The organism is Sphingomonas oleivorans, from assembly GCF_003050615.1.
GTDB lineage: Bacteria > Pseudomonadota > Alphaproteobacteria > Sphingomonadales > Sphingomonadaceae > Sphingomonas_H > Sphingomonas_H oleivorans.
Window position 1 is genome coordinate 667854 of sequence record NZ_NWBU01000004.1, and the last position, 14533, is coordinate 682386.

The window sequence follows — 14533 nt, forward strand, 5'->3', positions numbered from 1 at the left end:
AGGGCGCCATCCGGCCCTCCGCCCGCCCATCTGCAGGGAGAAACGCCATGAGCTATATTGACGGCTTTGTGATCCCCGTTCCAACCGACAAGAAGGAGGCCTATCGCGACATGGCCGCAAAGGCGGCATCGGTCTTCACCGAATATGGCGCGACGCGCATCGTGGAATGCTGGGGTGACGATCTGCCCGAGGGCAAGATTACCGACTTCAAGGGCGCGGTGAAGGCGGAAGAGGGCGAGAATGTCGTCTTCTCCTGGATCGTCTGGCCATCCAAGACGGTGCGAGACGAGGCCAATAAGAAGATCATGGAGGATCCGCGCATGAAGATGAGCGACGACATGCCCTTCGACGGCAAGCGCCTCATCTATGGCGGGTTCGAAATATTGCTCGATAGCGGGGCATAGGCCCGACGGAACAGGAGCAGTCTGACGGGGTTCTGCGCAAAGAGGCTTGGCTAAGCGACAAAGCCCGGAAATGGGGCCGGAAATGGGAAAGCTCGACGGGCAGATAGCCTTGGTTACAGGCGCGAGCTCGGGCATCGGCAAGGCTACCGCCATCGAGTTCGCCCGTGAAGGCGCGTCGATTTTCATACTCTACCATAAGGATGACGCGGAAGCCGAGGCCGTCAAATCCGAGATCGAAGCGCTGGGCGCGCGATGCGCCACCGGACGGGCGGACGTCGGGTCGGAGCCGGACATCCTATCCGCCTTCGCCGCCTGCGCGCAGAAGCTCGGAACGCCAACGATCCTGGTGAATAATGCAGGGATCGACTCCGCGGGCATCCACGTCGCGGATATGACGCTGGACCGCTGGAACGAGACGATCAGAACCAATCTCACCGGCCCTTTCCTGTGCAGCAGGGAATTTGTGCGCGGCCGCCAGAGCGACGCCGGCGCAGGCAAGATCATCAATATCAGCTCGGTCCATCAGGATATCCCGCGGGCAGGCGCAGCCGATTATGATGCTTCCAAGGGCGGCCTCCGCAATCTGACCACGACGCTCGCGCTCGAACTGGCGCCGCTCAAGATCAATGTGAACAACATCGCCCCCGGCATGGTCCTCACGCAGATGAACCAGGAAGCGATCGACAATCCCAAGATCATGGAGGAGCAGATCGCCAGCATTCCGTGGAAGCGCGCGGCCGATCCGAAGGAGATTGCAAGGCTCGCCGTCTATCTGGCATCGCAGGATGCGGACTATGTGACGGGCGCGACCTTCGTGATCGATGGCGGCCTCATGCTGAATATGGGCCAGGGGGCTTGATCGCATGAGGGGGTTCGTCGTCGAGAATCTCGAACCGCTCTCGCTCGCGCGCGGCCCGCGAATAGCAGGCATGTATGCGCTCAGCCCCTACGTCTGGAAGGAAGGCGATGCCTACTCCTTGATGTTGCGGATCGTGCCGGACGAGCCCAATCCCGCCGACAAGATCGCGCGCATCCATTATGGAAGATCCAAGGACGGGCTGCATTTCATATTGGATGACGAGCCGGTCATCGCGCCCGGCCCGGATGCGGACGATCTCGACGGATGCGAGGATCCGACCGTGATCGCGCTGCCGGAAGGCTATTTCGTCTATTATACCGGATGGAACGAGACCAGGAAGGAAGGCAAGCTGCTGCTCGCAAAGGGCCCGGATCCGAAGCGTCTCGCGAAGATTGGCGTGGCGATCGAATCTGCGCCGGATCGGCGCAATCCCAAGGAAGCGACGGTGATCGCGACTCCGCAGGGCGATTGGCGCATGTTCTTCGAATATGCGGCCGGCGAAGCGTCCAAGATCGGTGTTGCGCGGGCGGCCACGGTGGACGGGCCCTGGAGCCTGGCCCAGCCGCTATGCGCGGCGCGTCCCGGCCGATGGGATGGGTGGCATATCAGCACCGGGCCCGTTTGGCAGCCCCAGCATGGCGCGCCCATCATGTTCTATAATGGCGCAAATCAGAACGCGCATTGGCGTATCGGCTGGATCATGCTGGACGCGAGCTATGTTCAAATTGTGGAACGCGCCGAGGAACCTCTGATCATTCCTCCGCCACCGGAGGGGGACGCCACGGACATCGCCTTCGCTGCCTCCTGCATATCGGAGGGGGATTTGGTGCAGCTCTATTATTCGGTGGCAGACAAGGACATGCTGCGCGCCACTTTGAGACCGATCTGGAATTGAGGATCTGAACGCGATCGAGTGGAAAGGCCGGGCGCGACCCTTTATCGCATGGCCGATGCGTGAAGACGTCCTGCGGCTGACCGCCGTTTCAAAATCCCTGCCGGGCGGGCGGCGGCTGTTCGAGGGCCTCGATCTCGTGCTGGCAGCGGGGGAGCAGGTCGCCATCCGCGGCGAATCCGGGGTCGGAAAGTCGACCTTGCTCAACATCGTCGCGGGGCTCGATGCGGCCGATAGCGGGGAAATAATGGTCGCGGGCAGGAATCTCGCCGGGCTCGACGAGACGGAGCGGACGGTAATTCGGCGGGACAAGATCGGCTTCGTGTTCCAGGCCTTCCATATTCTGCCCTATCTCGACCTCGCCCAGAATGTCGCCTTTCCGCTCATCCTCCAGAAAATCCCGCGGTCGAAGGCGATCGCGCGGGCGGGCGAGCTGCTGGATGCCGTGGGCCTGGGAGAGCGACGGCGAAGCTATCCCAAGGAGCTTTCGGGCGGCGAGCTTCAGCGTGTCGCGATCGCGCGGGCGCTGGTGCATGAGCCCGCCCTGATCCTCGCCGACGAGCCGACCGGCAATCTCGATCCGGATACGGCCGAGCAGATCATGGCGCTGCTCGGCCGGAGCGTGAAGCAGCGCGGTGCGGCCATGCTCCTCGTGACTCACTCGCCGACCGCCGCGGCGACCGCCGACCGGCAATTGCTGCTCACGCCGCACGGGCTGGTTCCGGCCCATGGCTGAGACGGGCGGCGGATGGCGCTGGCTGATCGCCGGAGAGCTGCGCGCCTTCCCGATGCGGTTCCTGCTGGCGGGACTTGCCATCGCCATCGGCGTTGCGCTCGCCTTCGCCGTCCATGTCATCAACCGTTCGGCGGCCGACGCCTTCGGCCAGGCCGTGCGGAGCGTCTCGGGCGGATCCGATCTCCAGATAAGCGGCGCGAGCGCGCTCGGTTTCGACGAGACGCTCTATCCACGGCTGATGGCGCTCGAGATCGTCGCCGATGCGAGCCCGGTCGTGCAGCTCAGGGCCATGATCGGCGAGCAGAACAAGCCGATCACCCTTCTCGGCCTCGACATGCTCCGCGCGCTTACCGTTTCGCCGAACCTGATCGGGCGGACTTCGGCGGAAGCAGGCGAAGCCGAGGCCGCGCTGGACATGGACGCGCTCTACCTGTCCGAAACCGCGCGCGCGCAGAATGGCCTGAGAATTGGCGGCCGTGTGGACGTTCGTGCGAACGGCCGAAGCCATAGCTTCACCATCACGGGCGACCTGCCGGGCGTGGATGCGGGGCAGGCGATCGGAGTCATCGACATAGCGACAGCGCAATGGCGGTTCGGCAGGCTGGGAATGCTCGACCGGATCGACCTGAAGCTCGCGCAAGGCGTGTCGATCGAGGCGGCGCGCAGAGCCGTCGAGACGGTCCTTCCCGGCAGCGCGCGATTGACCGATGCCGAGGCCGAGAGCCGCCGTGGCGACACGCTGTCGCGCGCCTATCGGGTGAATCTCGACATGCTCGCGCTCGTGGCGCTGCTGACGGGCGGCTTTCTCGTCTATTCGGCGCAATCCCTTTCCGTGACGCGGCGGCTGCGGCAATTTGCGCTGCTGCGGACGCTCGGCATGCAGAAGCGCGCGCTCGGCGCGCAGCTGCTCGGCGAAGGCGCCCTATTGGGGATCGCCGGATCGCTCCTCGGGCTCGCGGGCGGCTATGCCATTGCCGGGGCCGCGCTGAGATTTGTCGGCGGCGATCTCGGCGCCGGCTATTTTGGCGGCACCTCTCCCAAGCTCCACTTCGCGCCCATGGCCGCGCTCCTGTTCCTTTCCTTCGGCATCGCGACGGCCGTCGCAGGGAGCTATGTGCCCGCCCGGCAGGCAGCGCGGATCGCGCCTGCCCAGACGCTGAAGGATGCCGGCGATCCGGTCGATCCGCGCGCAGCGCCCAAAGCTTGGCCGGCCATGGCGCTGATCGCCCTAGCCACCCTTTTCGCCTTCCTCCCGGCGGTGAACCGGCTGCCGCTGTTCGGCTATCTTGCGGTCGCGCTGATGCTTGCCGGATGCGTGGCCGGCATGCCGTGGCTGGCCCGGACGCTGCTCCGACCGCTTGCCCGGGCCGACAGCCGCCTTCCCTCCCTCGATCTGGCCCTGCATCGCCTGCTCGGTGCGCCCTCGCAAGCTTCGACGGCGTTGGGCGGGATTGTCGCGAGCACGGGACTGATGATCGCGATGGCCGTGATGGTGACGAGCTTCCGCGGTTCGGTGGATGACTGGCTCGCCAGCTTCCTCAGCGCCGATCTTTATGTGGCGGCCGCGTCGAACGAAGCCTCATTCGACGCGGAGACGCAGAGACGGCTGGCGGATACGCCCGGCGTGGCGGGGATCGCGTTCAGCAAGAGCCTATCCATGACGCTCGATCCGGAGCTTCCTCCCGTCCTGCTGCTGGTCCGGCCGGTCGCCGGGCCCGGCTATGAGCTGCCGCTGATCGAGAAAGCCCGACGCCCGGGCGTCGGGCTTGCGCTGTGGCTGTCCGAGCCCGCGGCGCGGCTCTACGGAGCCCGGCCCGGCGCGCCCATTTCGCTCCCGATCGGAAAGGAGGGAGAGCCGGCAAGAGCTTATGTCGCCGGTATCTGGCGCGATTATGCACGGCAGCAGGGCGCCATCATCATCGATGCCCGCGATTATATAGCGCTGACCGGCGATGAAATGCGGAGCGAGGCGGCGGTCGATATTGCGCCGGGCGCATCGGTTCCGGCGGTGCGTGCCGCGATCGAGGCGAGGCTGCCGCCCGATCTCGCCGGACGCGTCAGTTTTGCCGAGCCCGCCTCGCTCCGCGCGCGGGCCTTGGCGCTGTTCGATCGCAGCTTCGCGATCACCTATGTGCTCGAGGCGATTGCGATCCTGATCGGGCTTGCGGGCGTTGCCGCGACGATCTCGGCGCAGACGATCGCGCGGATCAAGGAATTCGGCATGCTCCGCCATGTCGGAATGACGGCCGGGCAGATCCTGGCCATGCTGGCGAGCGAAGGCGCGCTGCTTGGGTTTATCGGCGTCACCGCGGGAATTACCGTCGGGCTCGCGCTGAGCCAGATCCTCATCCATGTGATCAACCCGCAATCCTTCAACTGGACCATGGCGACGACGATCCCATGGGCCCTGATCCTGGCCGTGGTGGCGGCCCTGATCATCACTGCGGCCGGGACGGCGGTGATCGCCGGGCGGCGGGCGGTATCGCGCGACGCGGTGCGCGCCGTGCGGGAGGATTGGTGATGCGCTGGCGGCACATGCTCGCCCTGCTCGCGCTTGGCATAAGCTGCGCCGGGCCGGCGGCGGGGCCCGATCCGGACTATCCACCGGTCATGCCCGGCGTCGAATTCCGCTTCCCGCGGGACCATGGCGCGCATCCGGCCTATCGCACCGAATGGTGGTATTTCACGGGCTGGCTGCAAGGCGCGGATGGAAAGCCGCTGGGCTTCCAGATCACATTCTTCCGCTCGCGACCTTCGGCGGACCCATCGAATCCGAGCGCCTTCGCGCCAAGGCAGATACTCTTCGCCCATGCCGCGCTGTCCGATCCCGTGAAAGCCAGGCTGATCCACGATCGGCGCATCGCCAGGGCGGGTTTCGGACTCGCGACCGCCGCAGAGGGCGATGCCAGGATCAGGCTGCTCGACTGGCGCCTCGACCGACGCGCCGACGGGATCTTCCGCGCGCATGTTCCAGCGCGCGATTTCGCGCTGGACCTCGCCTTCGCACCGACGCAGCCGGTGATGGTGAATGGCGATCGCGGCTATAGCCGCAAGGGCCCGCGCCCGGAGCAGGCGAGCTATTATTATTCCATGCCGCAGCTGGCGGTGACCGGGACGGTAGTGAAGGACGGCAAGCCGATCGCGGTCAAGGGACGCGCCTGGCTCGATCGCGAATGGTCGTCCACTCTTCTTCCGCCCAATGCCGCGGGCTGGGATTGGACCGGGATCAATTTCGATGATGGCGCTGCGCTGATGGCCTTTCAGGTGCGCGGACGTGACGGCCATCCGATCCATGCGGGCGGCACGATGCGGCGGCCGGACGGCAGCCAGATCGTCCTCGCCCCCGCCGATGTCCGGTTCGTGCCGCGACGACGCTGGCGCTCACCGCAAACGGGCGCCGTCTACCCCGTCGAAGCGGACTTCATCGTCCGATTGCCCGAAGGCGTGAGACGCGTCCGCCTCAAGCCGCTGTTCGACGCGCAGGAGCTTGACGGGCGCGCAGGCGCGATGCCGGTCTATTGGGAAGGATTGGTTTCGACCCAGAGCGGGCGCGGCTATTTAGAGCTGACCGGATATGCAGGCGCGCTTCGCTTTTAGCGCAGCCTTGCACGTCGGCGTCTCACGACCACAGCGTCCATCATGGCACGCCGGAATTGCCGCAATTCTGCGCACATCCCAGGCTGCGCGCCGAAATGTCCGGGAAGGCAGGGAATTCAGGAAGGGGTGGTGCCGCTTACAGGACTCGAACCTGTGACCCTCGCATTACGAATGCGATGCTCTACCAACTGAGCTAAAGCGGCGAACCGGCGGGCTCCTTATCAGCGCGTCCGATCGAGCGCAACCGCCTCTGCGCTTTACCGATCATCAACCGTCCCTGGTGCAGTCTTTCATCCGCGGGACAGTCCCGCCGGAGCAGCGTCGTGATGGAAGATGGATCGCGGAGCGAGGCAAGCGGGACGATCGACCGGGACTATCCGGCCGCGCTCGAGCCGATGATGGAGCCGCCGCCCGCGATCGGCGCACGCGAGCGCCGCATTCATGCCCGCGCGCATGATCATTGGCAGTCCCTGCTGCGCGGCCGCGCCTTTCCGTCGATCGCGGAACTTGACGGCGCATGGCTGCGCGGATTCGCGCCGCATGCCCTGCTGATCGAACTATCCGGCACCAAGCCGTCCATCGCCTTCATCGGCGAAACGCTCCGCGACGAGGCCGGGCTCGGCGCGGAAGGCCGCCTTGCGCTGGCCGACATGCCGGAAGGCTCGCTCCTGTCGCATCTGGCGACGCGCTATCCGCAAGTCCTCGCCCGCCGTGCCCCGATCGACTTCGAGGCCGAGCTGGCCGGCGATCATGGCGACATCCTTCTCTATCGCGGCATCCTGCTGCCCTTCTCGTCCAACGGCAGGGACATCGACCATATTTACGGCCTGCTGAGCTGGAAGCTGCTCACGCCCGAAGCGCTGCCGGCGGATATCGTCACCGCCATGAACGGCCTGTTCGGCGATCGCCCGGCCTTTCCGTTCGCATTGTGCGAGTCGCCGTGGAAGATGGCGCACGCCTGATCGGGCTGGGTAGCGCTTTGTTGCGCCGCCACCCTCCGCCGCGAAGCTAAAATAACCCCACGCCCCATGCGCGACATGCCCCGTTGCGATGTGAAGCAACCGTGTGCCCGATCCTTGTACCGGCTCTGGGCGGCGCGCATATCCCCGGCTACGAAACGACACGGGCCCATATGATGCGCCCATGTGCGAAGGAGCAGGACGAATGAATGCCACCCGGGCGATCCAGGGCGACGAGACGCTTACCGCATCCGAACAGGCATTGGCTGCGGCATTGCTCGATGGCGCGCTGCCCGGGGAGACGGACGGGTTCGATGCCGCCGCCCGCATGTCGGCCGCCGCCTTTCTCGCCCGCATCGCCGCGCATCGCCGCCCGGGCACGCCCGCCTTCGCGCTCGAAACGCTGGGGGGAGAGGGCGCACGGCGGCGGATGCGGCTCGGCATCGTCAATGACGACATGCCCTTTCTGGTCGATTCGATCGCGGGCGCGCTCGCCGCGCACCGGATCGACATTCATCGCCTGCTCCATCCGATCGTCTCGGTCCGCCGCGATGCGGAGGGCGGGCTTCAGTCCATCCTCCGCGGCGATGCGAGCGGCGAACGGCGCGAATCGATCGTCTATCTGGAGGTGGAGCGCGCCGATGCGCGCGTTCGCCGCGCGCTGGAGCGGGAGCTGGGCGACGTGCTGGCCGATGTCCGCGCCGCCGTATCCGACTGGCCGAGGCTCCAGCTCGCGCTGCGCGAGGAGGCCGATGCCATGCCCGACGGCGAAGGCGCGGCGCTGCTCCGCTGGTTTCTCGAACGGCATTTCACGCTCCTCGGCCATCGCATCGAGACCGCGGAGGGCATCGCCCCCGGCGGGCTCGGCATCTTCCGCCGCCCCGGCCAGCCGCTATGGAGCGATGCGGTACGCAATGCCGCGATCCGCTGGTTCGAGCGCGGATGCGAGGCGCCGCTGATCCTGAAGGCGGATCGCATCGCCACCGTCCATCGCCGCGCGCCGCTCGACCTGCTCGTCCTGCCGGTGCGCAATGAGGGCCGCATCACCGGCCTCTCCATCCATGCCGGCCTGTGGACGAGCGCCGCGCTCCGCGCCCCCTCCGACCGGGTCCCGCTGCTGCGCACGCGGCTCACCGCGATCGAGGAGAAACATGGTTTCGATCCCACCAGCCATGCCGGCAAGACGCTGCGCCATGTGCTGTCCGCACTGCCGCATGATCTGCTGATCGGCATCGATCCCGCCGGGCTGGAATCGGTCGCGCTCACCGCAATGTCGCTCGCCGATCGGCCGCGGCCCAAGCTGGTGCTCGTGCCCGGCACGCTCCGCCGTCATCTCTTCGCTTTCGTCTGGCTGCCGCGCGAGGCGCTGTCGACCGCCCGCCGCGTCGCGATCGGCGCGCTGCTCGAAAAGGCCGCTGGCGCCACTATCTCAAACTGGGCGCTCGAACTGGGCGAAGGCGATCTCGCGCTCATCCGCTACACGCTCGATCTCCCGCACGGCGCCGAGCTGCCCGATGCCGCTCCGCTCGATGCGGAGATTGAGGCGATGCTGCGCGGCTGGGCCGTGGCGGTCGAGGATCATCTGGCCGATCGGGGCAATGCCACGCGCGCCACGCGCCTAACCCTCCACTGGGCGGAAACCTTCCCACCCGGCTATCGCAACCGCTACCATCCCGCCGAAGCCGCGCTCGATATCCAGCGCCTCGCCGCCCTTACGGACGATACGGCCCGGGGCGCGCGCATCTATCGCGCCACCGGCGATGGGCAGGCGAGCCTGCGCATCAAGACCTATCGGCTCGGCGGCCTGATCCCGCTCTCGGAAGCCGTGCCGGTGTTCGAGAATTTCGGCTTCGTGGTATTGGAGGAGATCCCCACCCCGCTCGACGGCGGCAATGCGGGCTATATCCACGAATTCCTCGTCCAGGCGGATTCGCCCGCCGCCGCCGATGCGCTGATCGCGCGCGCGCCGCTGGTCGAGGAAGCGATGGCGGCTGTGCTCGAGGCCCGCGCCGAAAATGACGCGTTCAACGCGCTGATGGTTTCGGTCGGCCTCGATCCGCGCGCAGTGATCCTGTTCCGCGCCTGGTTCCGCTATCTGCGCCAGACCGGCGTTCATTATAGCCTGCAGACGGTGATGGACGCGCTGCGCAAGGCGCCCGCCATCGCCCGCGCGCTGATCGCCTTGTTCGATGCGCGCCACGATCCGGCCGGCCGGGGCGATGCCAAGGCCGCCGAGGCCGCAATCGACGAGGGGCTGACCGCCGTCGCCGCGATCGACGATGATCGCATCCTCAGGCGCCTGCGCGCGCTGATCCTCGCGACGCTGCGCACCAATGCCTTCTCGCCCGCCGGGCAGGAAGCGCTCGCCTTCAAGCTCGACAGCGCTGCCGTTCCCGGCCTGCCCCGGCCCCTCCCCTGGCGCGAAATCTGGGTCTATTCGCCGCGTGTCGAGGGCATTCATCTGCGCGGCGGCCCGATCGCGCGCGGCGGCCTGCGCTGGTCCGACCGGCGCGATGATTTCCGCACTGAAATATTGGGCCTGATGAAGGCGCAGGTAGTGAAGAACGCCGTGATCGTGCCTACGGGCGCGAAGGGCGGCTTCTATCCCAAGCAGCTCCCCACCCCCACCGATCGCGACGCATGGCTCGCCGAGGGCACGGAAAGCTACCGCATCTTCATCCGCGCGCTGCTCTCCGTCACCGACAATCTGGTCGAAGGCGCGGTCGTCCATCCGGACCGGGTGGCGATCCATGACGGCGACGATCCCTATTTCGTCGTCGCGGCGGACAAGGGCACGGCCAGCTTCTCCGATGTCGCCAATGCCATCGCGCTCGAACGCGGCTTCTGGCTGGGCGATGCCTTCGCCTCGGGGGGCAGCGTCGGCTATGATCATAAGGCGATGGGCATCACCGCGCGCGGCGCCTGGGTCTCGGTCCAGCGCCATTTCGCCGAAATGGGCGTGGACGTGCAGAGCCAGCCGATCCGCGTCGCCGGCTGTGGCGACATGTCGGGCGACGTGTTCGGCAATGGCATGCTGCTGTCGAAGGCGCTCAAGCTCGTCGCTGCCTTCGATCATCGCCATATCTTCCTCGATCCCGATCCCGATCCGGCGAAAAGCTGGGCGGAGCGCGCCCGCCTGTTCGCGCTGCCCCGCTCCTCCTGGGCCGACTATGATGCGAAGCTGATCTCCGAAGGCGGTGGCGTCTTCCCCCGCACGCAAAAGGCGATCCCCCTCTCCGCCCCCGTCAAGACGATGCTGGGCGTGGAGGAGGACAGCCTCGATCCCTCCGCGCTCATCTCCGCCATCCTCAAGGCCGAGGTCGATCTCCTCTGGTTCGGCGGCATCGGCACCTATGTGAAGGCGCGCGACGAGAGCAATATGGAGGTCGGCGATCCCGCCAATGACGCACATCGCGTGAATGGCGAGGATATCCGCGCCAAGGCGATCGGCGAGGGCGCCAATCTCGGCGTCACCCAGGCCGGCCGCATCGCCTATTCGGAAAAGGGCGGGCGCATCAACACCGACTTCATCGACAATTCGGCCGGCGTCGATTGTTCGGACAATGAGGTCAATATCAAGATCGCGCTCAACCGCGAGATGAACGAGGGCCGCCTCCCCCAAGAGGATCGCAACGCGCTCCTCGCGCGCATGACGGACGATGTCGCGGCGCTGGTGCTGGAGGATAATCGTCTCCAGACACTCGCTTTGTCGCTCGCCGAGCGCGGCGGCGCCGATGCGCTGCCCGCCCAGCTTCGCGTGATCGAGATTCTCGAAGCGGCCGGCCGCGTCGACCGCACGGTCGATGGTCTTGAGAGCAATGAGGAACTGCTCCGTCGCGAGCAGGACGGGCGCGGCCTCACCCGGCCCGAGCTCGCCATACTCCTGTCCCATGGCAAGCTCGCGCTGCAGGAGGCGATCGAGCGGACGAACCTTTCCGCCGATCCGCTGCTCGCGCCGCTGCTCCATGCCGCCTTCCCCCGCGAGATGCGCGAGAATTTCGCCAAGGCGATCGATGCCCATCGGCTGCGCGGGCCGATCATCGCCACCAAGATGGCGAACCGGGTCGTCAACCGGCTCGGCCTCGTCACGCCCTTCGAACTGATGGAGGAGGAAGGGACCAGCCTCGCCTCGGTCGCCGCCGCCTATTTCGCGGTGGACCGGATCTTCGATCTCGAGACATTGTGGAACGACATCGAGCGGGCTGAGGTGGGCGAGGATGCACGGCTGCTGCTGCTCGACACCGCGGCGGCTGCGGTTCGCCTCCATGTCGCCGATCTGCTGCGCGCCGCCCCTTCCGAATTCGGCCCGGGCGATCTTGCCGATCGGCTGCGCCCCGGCATCGATCGGCTCGACGCCGCCTTGCAGGATCTGCTGAAGCGCGAGGCGCGGCTCCAGGCCGATACGCTGCGCGAGCATATTTCCGGCAGCGGCGCGGACAGGGCGATCATCGATCGCATCGTGCGCCTCAACGAGCTGGACGGCGCGATCGGCACCGCCTCGCTCGCCAGCCGGCTCGGTATCGACGAGATAGTCGCGACGCTCGCTTATGTCCGTCTCGGCGAGGCGCTGGGTCTCGACTGGGGCAAGGCGGCGGCGCTGCGCTTCACCTCACCCGATCCGTGGGAAAGGCTGCTGGCGGCGGGCATAGCGCGCGAATGCGAACAACTCCGGCTCGATTTCCTCGCCCGCTTCACCGATGATCCGCTGGCCGAGGTCGATGCCTGGCTCGCGGCCCAGTCGGCGCGCGTCGATCAGTTCCGCCGCCTCGTCGACCGCGTCCGCGCAAGCCCCGTCACTACCGTCGCCATGCTCTCTCAGCTCGCCGGCCAGGCCCGCGTTCTGCTGGGCCGGTAAAGACGCCGTCCCACAAGTGCCCCACCCACTTACCGTTATCCCTGCGAAGGCAGGGATAACGAACCATTCAATCCCCAATCCAACGAAATCACCCACCCCACAATTGCGATCCATTCGCAAAACTGTTGCAAATGCGAATCGATCGCGTTACGCAAATCCAACCATCACCAATCGGGATCCGCCCGCGCTCCGTCATGCCCCACATCGCAACAGCCAAGGGCATGTCCGATCAGAACCGGCGCGGCTTCTGGCTGCGGCATCTGCATCGCTGGCACTGGATCAGCTCGGGCCTCTGCCTGATCGGCATGCTGCTCTTCGCCGCCACCGGCATCACGCTCAATCATGCCGGCGACATCGCCGCGACGCCTGTCGTCACCAGCCGACAGGCCATGCTCCCCCCACCCGCGCTCCGGCTGCTCCAGGACGCCGTGCCGCAGGATAGCCGCAAGCCGCTCCCCGATGCGGTCCGTGCCGCCGCGGGACAGGCGCTCGGCATCGCCATTCCGCCAAGCGACGCCGACTGGTCCGACGAGCTAATCTATCTCGATCTGCCCCGACCCGGCGGGGAAGCCACGCTGTCGATCGACCGCGCGACCGGCGACATAAGCTATGAGCGCACCGATCGCGGCTGGGTTTCCTATTTCAACGATCTGCACAAGGGCCGCAATGCGGGGCCTGCATGGGGCTGGTTCATCGACATATTCGCCGGCGCCTGTCTGGTCTTCACCATCACCGGCCTGGTCCTGCTTCAGCTTCATGCCGGAAACCGCCCGGCGACCTGGCCGATCGTCGGCTTCGGCCTGCTCGTGCCGCTGCTTCTTGCCCTTCTGTTCATCCATCGATGAGGATGCTTCCGTGAAGATAAGCCATAATATCGTGATCGGCGGGCTTGCCGCGCCGGCCTCAGCGCTTTTCGCCTTTCCCGCCATGCCGGCCGGGCTCGATCTCAGCATCACCATCCCGCAGATCAAGGTCGCCGAATATCATCGGCCCTATGTCGCGGTCTGGCTCGAACAGCCCGACCAGCCGACCGCGCGCACCCTCTCCGTCTGGTATCAGACGGTGAAGAAGGGGAATGAGGAAGGCACCAAATGGCTGCATGACGTGCGGAGCTGGTGGCGCAAGTCGGGTCGGTCGATGCGCTTCCCGGCGGATGGGATCAGCGGCGCCACCCGCGCGCCCGGCCCGCAGAAGCTCTCCTTCACCGCCGGCAAGGGCCCGCTCGGCACGCTCGCGCCGGGCAATTACGAGCTGGTCGTCGAAGCGGCGCGCGAGGATGGCGGGCGCGAGCTCGTCCGCCTGCCCTTCGCCTGGCCGGCCACACCAGGCCAGACGATGGTGCGCGCCAGCGGCAAGAGCGAGCTGGGCGCGATCGCGCTCAGCGTGAAGCCCTGATCGGGAGGAGGCCGATGCTCCGTTCCCTCGCCACCGCCGCCGCAGCGCTTGCGCTCCTCGCCACGCCCTTCGCGGCCGAGGCGCATCGTCCCTGGCTGCGCCCTTCCTCCACCGTGCTTTCGGGCGATGAAAGCTGGGTCACGGTCGATGCCGCCGCGTCCACCGACCCCTTCGTCCTCGATCATCAGCCGCTCCGCCTGCCCGGCTTTGCCGCCTGGGCGCCGGACGGGCATGAAGTGCCGCTCGAAAATGCGCTCACCGGCCGCTATCGCACCACTTTCGACGTCCATCTGACGCAGCAGGGCAGCTATCGCATCGGCCTCGTCCAAAACGGCATCGCCGGCAGCTACATGCTCAATGGCGAACAGAAGCGCCTCCCCCGCGGCCTGACGAAGGACAATTATTCCGATCAGATACCTTCCGGCGTCACCGACGTGGCCCTAAGCGAGGTCCTCAACCGCAACGAAACCTACGTCACCCTCGGCCAACCCACCCCCCTCAAGCCCACCGGCCAGGGCCTGGAGCTGGTGCCCGTCACCCATCCCAATGATCTCGTCGCCGGCGAACCCGCCACCTTCGCCTTCCTGATCGACGGCAAGCCTGCTCCGAGCCTCAGCATCACCATCATCCCCGACGGCCGCCGCTATCGCGACGACACTGCCGAACGCCGCTTCGTCACCGACGCCACTGGCCGGGTAACGATCGACTGGCCGGCGCCCGGCCTTTACTGGCTGAACGCCACCGCGACCGATGCCAGGGTCTCGCTCCCCGCCGCGAAGGAGCGGCGCCTCGGCTATACCACCACGCTCGAAGTGCTGGCGCCCTGACCTTGTCCA

At 66.7% G+C, this 14533-nt stretch carries 11 protein-coding genes and 1 tRNA gene; 11 read left to right on the forward strand and 1 reads right to left on the reverse strand.

The window, feature by feature from the left end:
- Window positions 1–47: 47 nt before the first annotated feature.
- From CLG96_RS03400 to CLG96_RS03425, 6 genes are all read left to right on the forward strand, one after another.
- Window positions 48–404 (forward strand): DUF1428 domain-containing protein, encoded by a 357-nt coding sequence (locus CLG96_RS03400; RefSeq protein ID WP_107966416.1) that lies wholly within the window; start codon window positions 48–50, stop codon window positions 402–404.
- A gap of 82 nt (window positions 405–486) precedes the next feature.
- Window positions 487–1263 carry an SDR family oxidoreductase gene (locus tag CLG96_RS03405; RefSeq protein WP_107966417.1) on the forward strand — a complete coding sequence of 259 codons (777 nt, stop codon included), beginning with the start codon at window positions 487–489 and terminating at the stop codon, window positions 1261–1263.
- Window positions 1264–1267: 4 nt separating this feature from the next.
- Complete coding sequence (locus CLG96_RS03410) at window positions 1268–2158, forward strand: glycoside hydrolase family 130 protein (RefSeq protein WP_107966418.1); 891 nt, start codon at window positions 1268–1270, stop codon at window positions 2156–2158.
- Window positions 2159–2213: 55 nt separating this feature from the next.
- Complete coding sequence (locus CLG96_RS03415) at window positions 2214–2891, forward strand: ABC transporter ATP-binding protein (protein ID WP_107966419.1); 678 nt, start codon at window positions 2214–2216, stop codon at window positions 2889–2891.
- Window positions 2884–5412: an FtsX-like permease family protein gene (locus CLG96_RS03420; protein WP_107966420.1), complete on the forward strand. Its 2529-nt coding sequence runs from the start codon at window positions 2884–2886 to the stop codon at window positions 5410–5412. The genes CLG96_RS03415 and CLG96_RS03420 overlap by 8 nt, the downstream gene beginning before the upstream one ends.
- On the forward strand, window positions 5412–6488 hold the full coding sequence (locus tag CLG96_RS03425) for a lipocalin-like domain-containing protein (RefSeq protein WP_243395583.1): 1077 nt from the start codon (window positions 5412–5414) through the stop codon (window positions 6486–6488). Before CLG96_RS03420 ends, CLG96_RS03425 begins: the two co-directional genes overlap by 1 nt.
- 127 nt (window positions 6489–6615) lie before the next feature.
- On the opposite strand, the gene CLG96_RS03430 is transcribed toward CLG96_RS03425, so the two are convergent.
- Window positions 6616–6691 (reverse strand) — tRNA-Thr (locus tag CLG96_RS03430).
- 120 nt (window positions 6692–6811) lie between these two features.
- Between CLG96_RS03430 and CLG96_RS03435 the strand changes: the two genes are divergently transcribed.
- From CLG96_RS03435 to CLG96_RS03455, 5 genes are all read left to right on the forward strand, one after another.
- Window positions 6812–7450 (forward strand): PAS domain-containing protein, encoded by a 639-nt coding sequence (locus CLG96_RS03435; protein ID WP_133175330.1) that lies wholly within the window; start codon window positions 6812–6814, stop codon window positions 7448–7450.
- Window positions 7451–7652: 202 nt separating this feature from the next.
- Entirely contained in the window at window positions 7653–12302 is a 4650-nt protein-coding gene (locus CLG96_RS03440) for an NAD-glutamate dehydrogenase (RefSeq protein ID WP_107966422.1), read from the forward strand.
- A gap of 221 nt (window positions 12303–12523) precedes the next feature.
- Window positions 12524–13147 carry a PepSY-associated TM helix domain-containing protein gene (locus CLG96_RS03445; protein ID WP_207796543.1) on the forward strand — a complete coding sequence of 208 codons (624 nt, stop codon included), beginning with the start codon at window positions 12524–12526 and terminating at the stop codon, window positions 13145–13147.
- A 10-nt stretch (window positions 13148–13157) separates the two neighbouring features.
- Window positions 13158–13697 carry a DUF2271 domain-containing protein gene (locus tag CLG96_RS03450; protein ID WP_207796544.1) on the forward strand — a complete coding sequence of 180 codons (540 nt, stop codon included), beginning with the start codon at window positions 13158–13160 and terminating at the stop codon, window positions 13695–13697.
- 14 nt (window positions 13698–13711) lie between these two features.
- Window positions 13712–14524 (forward strand): DUF4198 domain-containing protein, encoded by an 813-nt coding sequence (locus CLG96_RS03455; RefSeq protein WP_107966425.1) that lies wholly within the window; start codon window positions 13712–13714, stop codon window positions 14522–14524.
- Window positions 14525–14533: the final 9 nt, after the last annotated feature.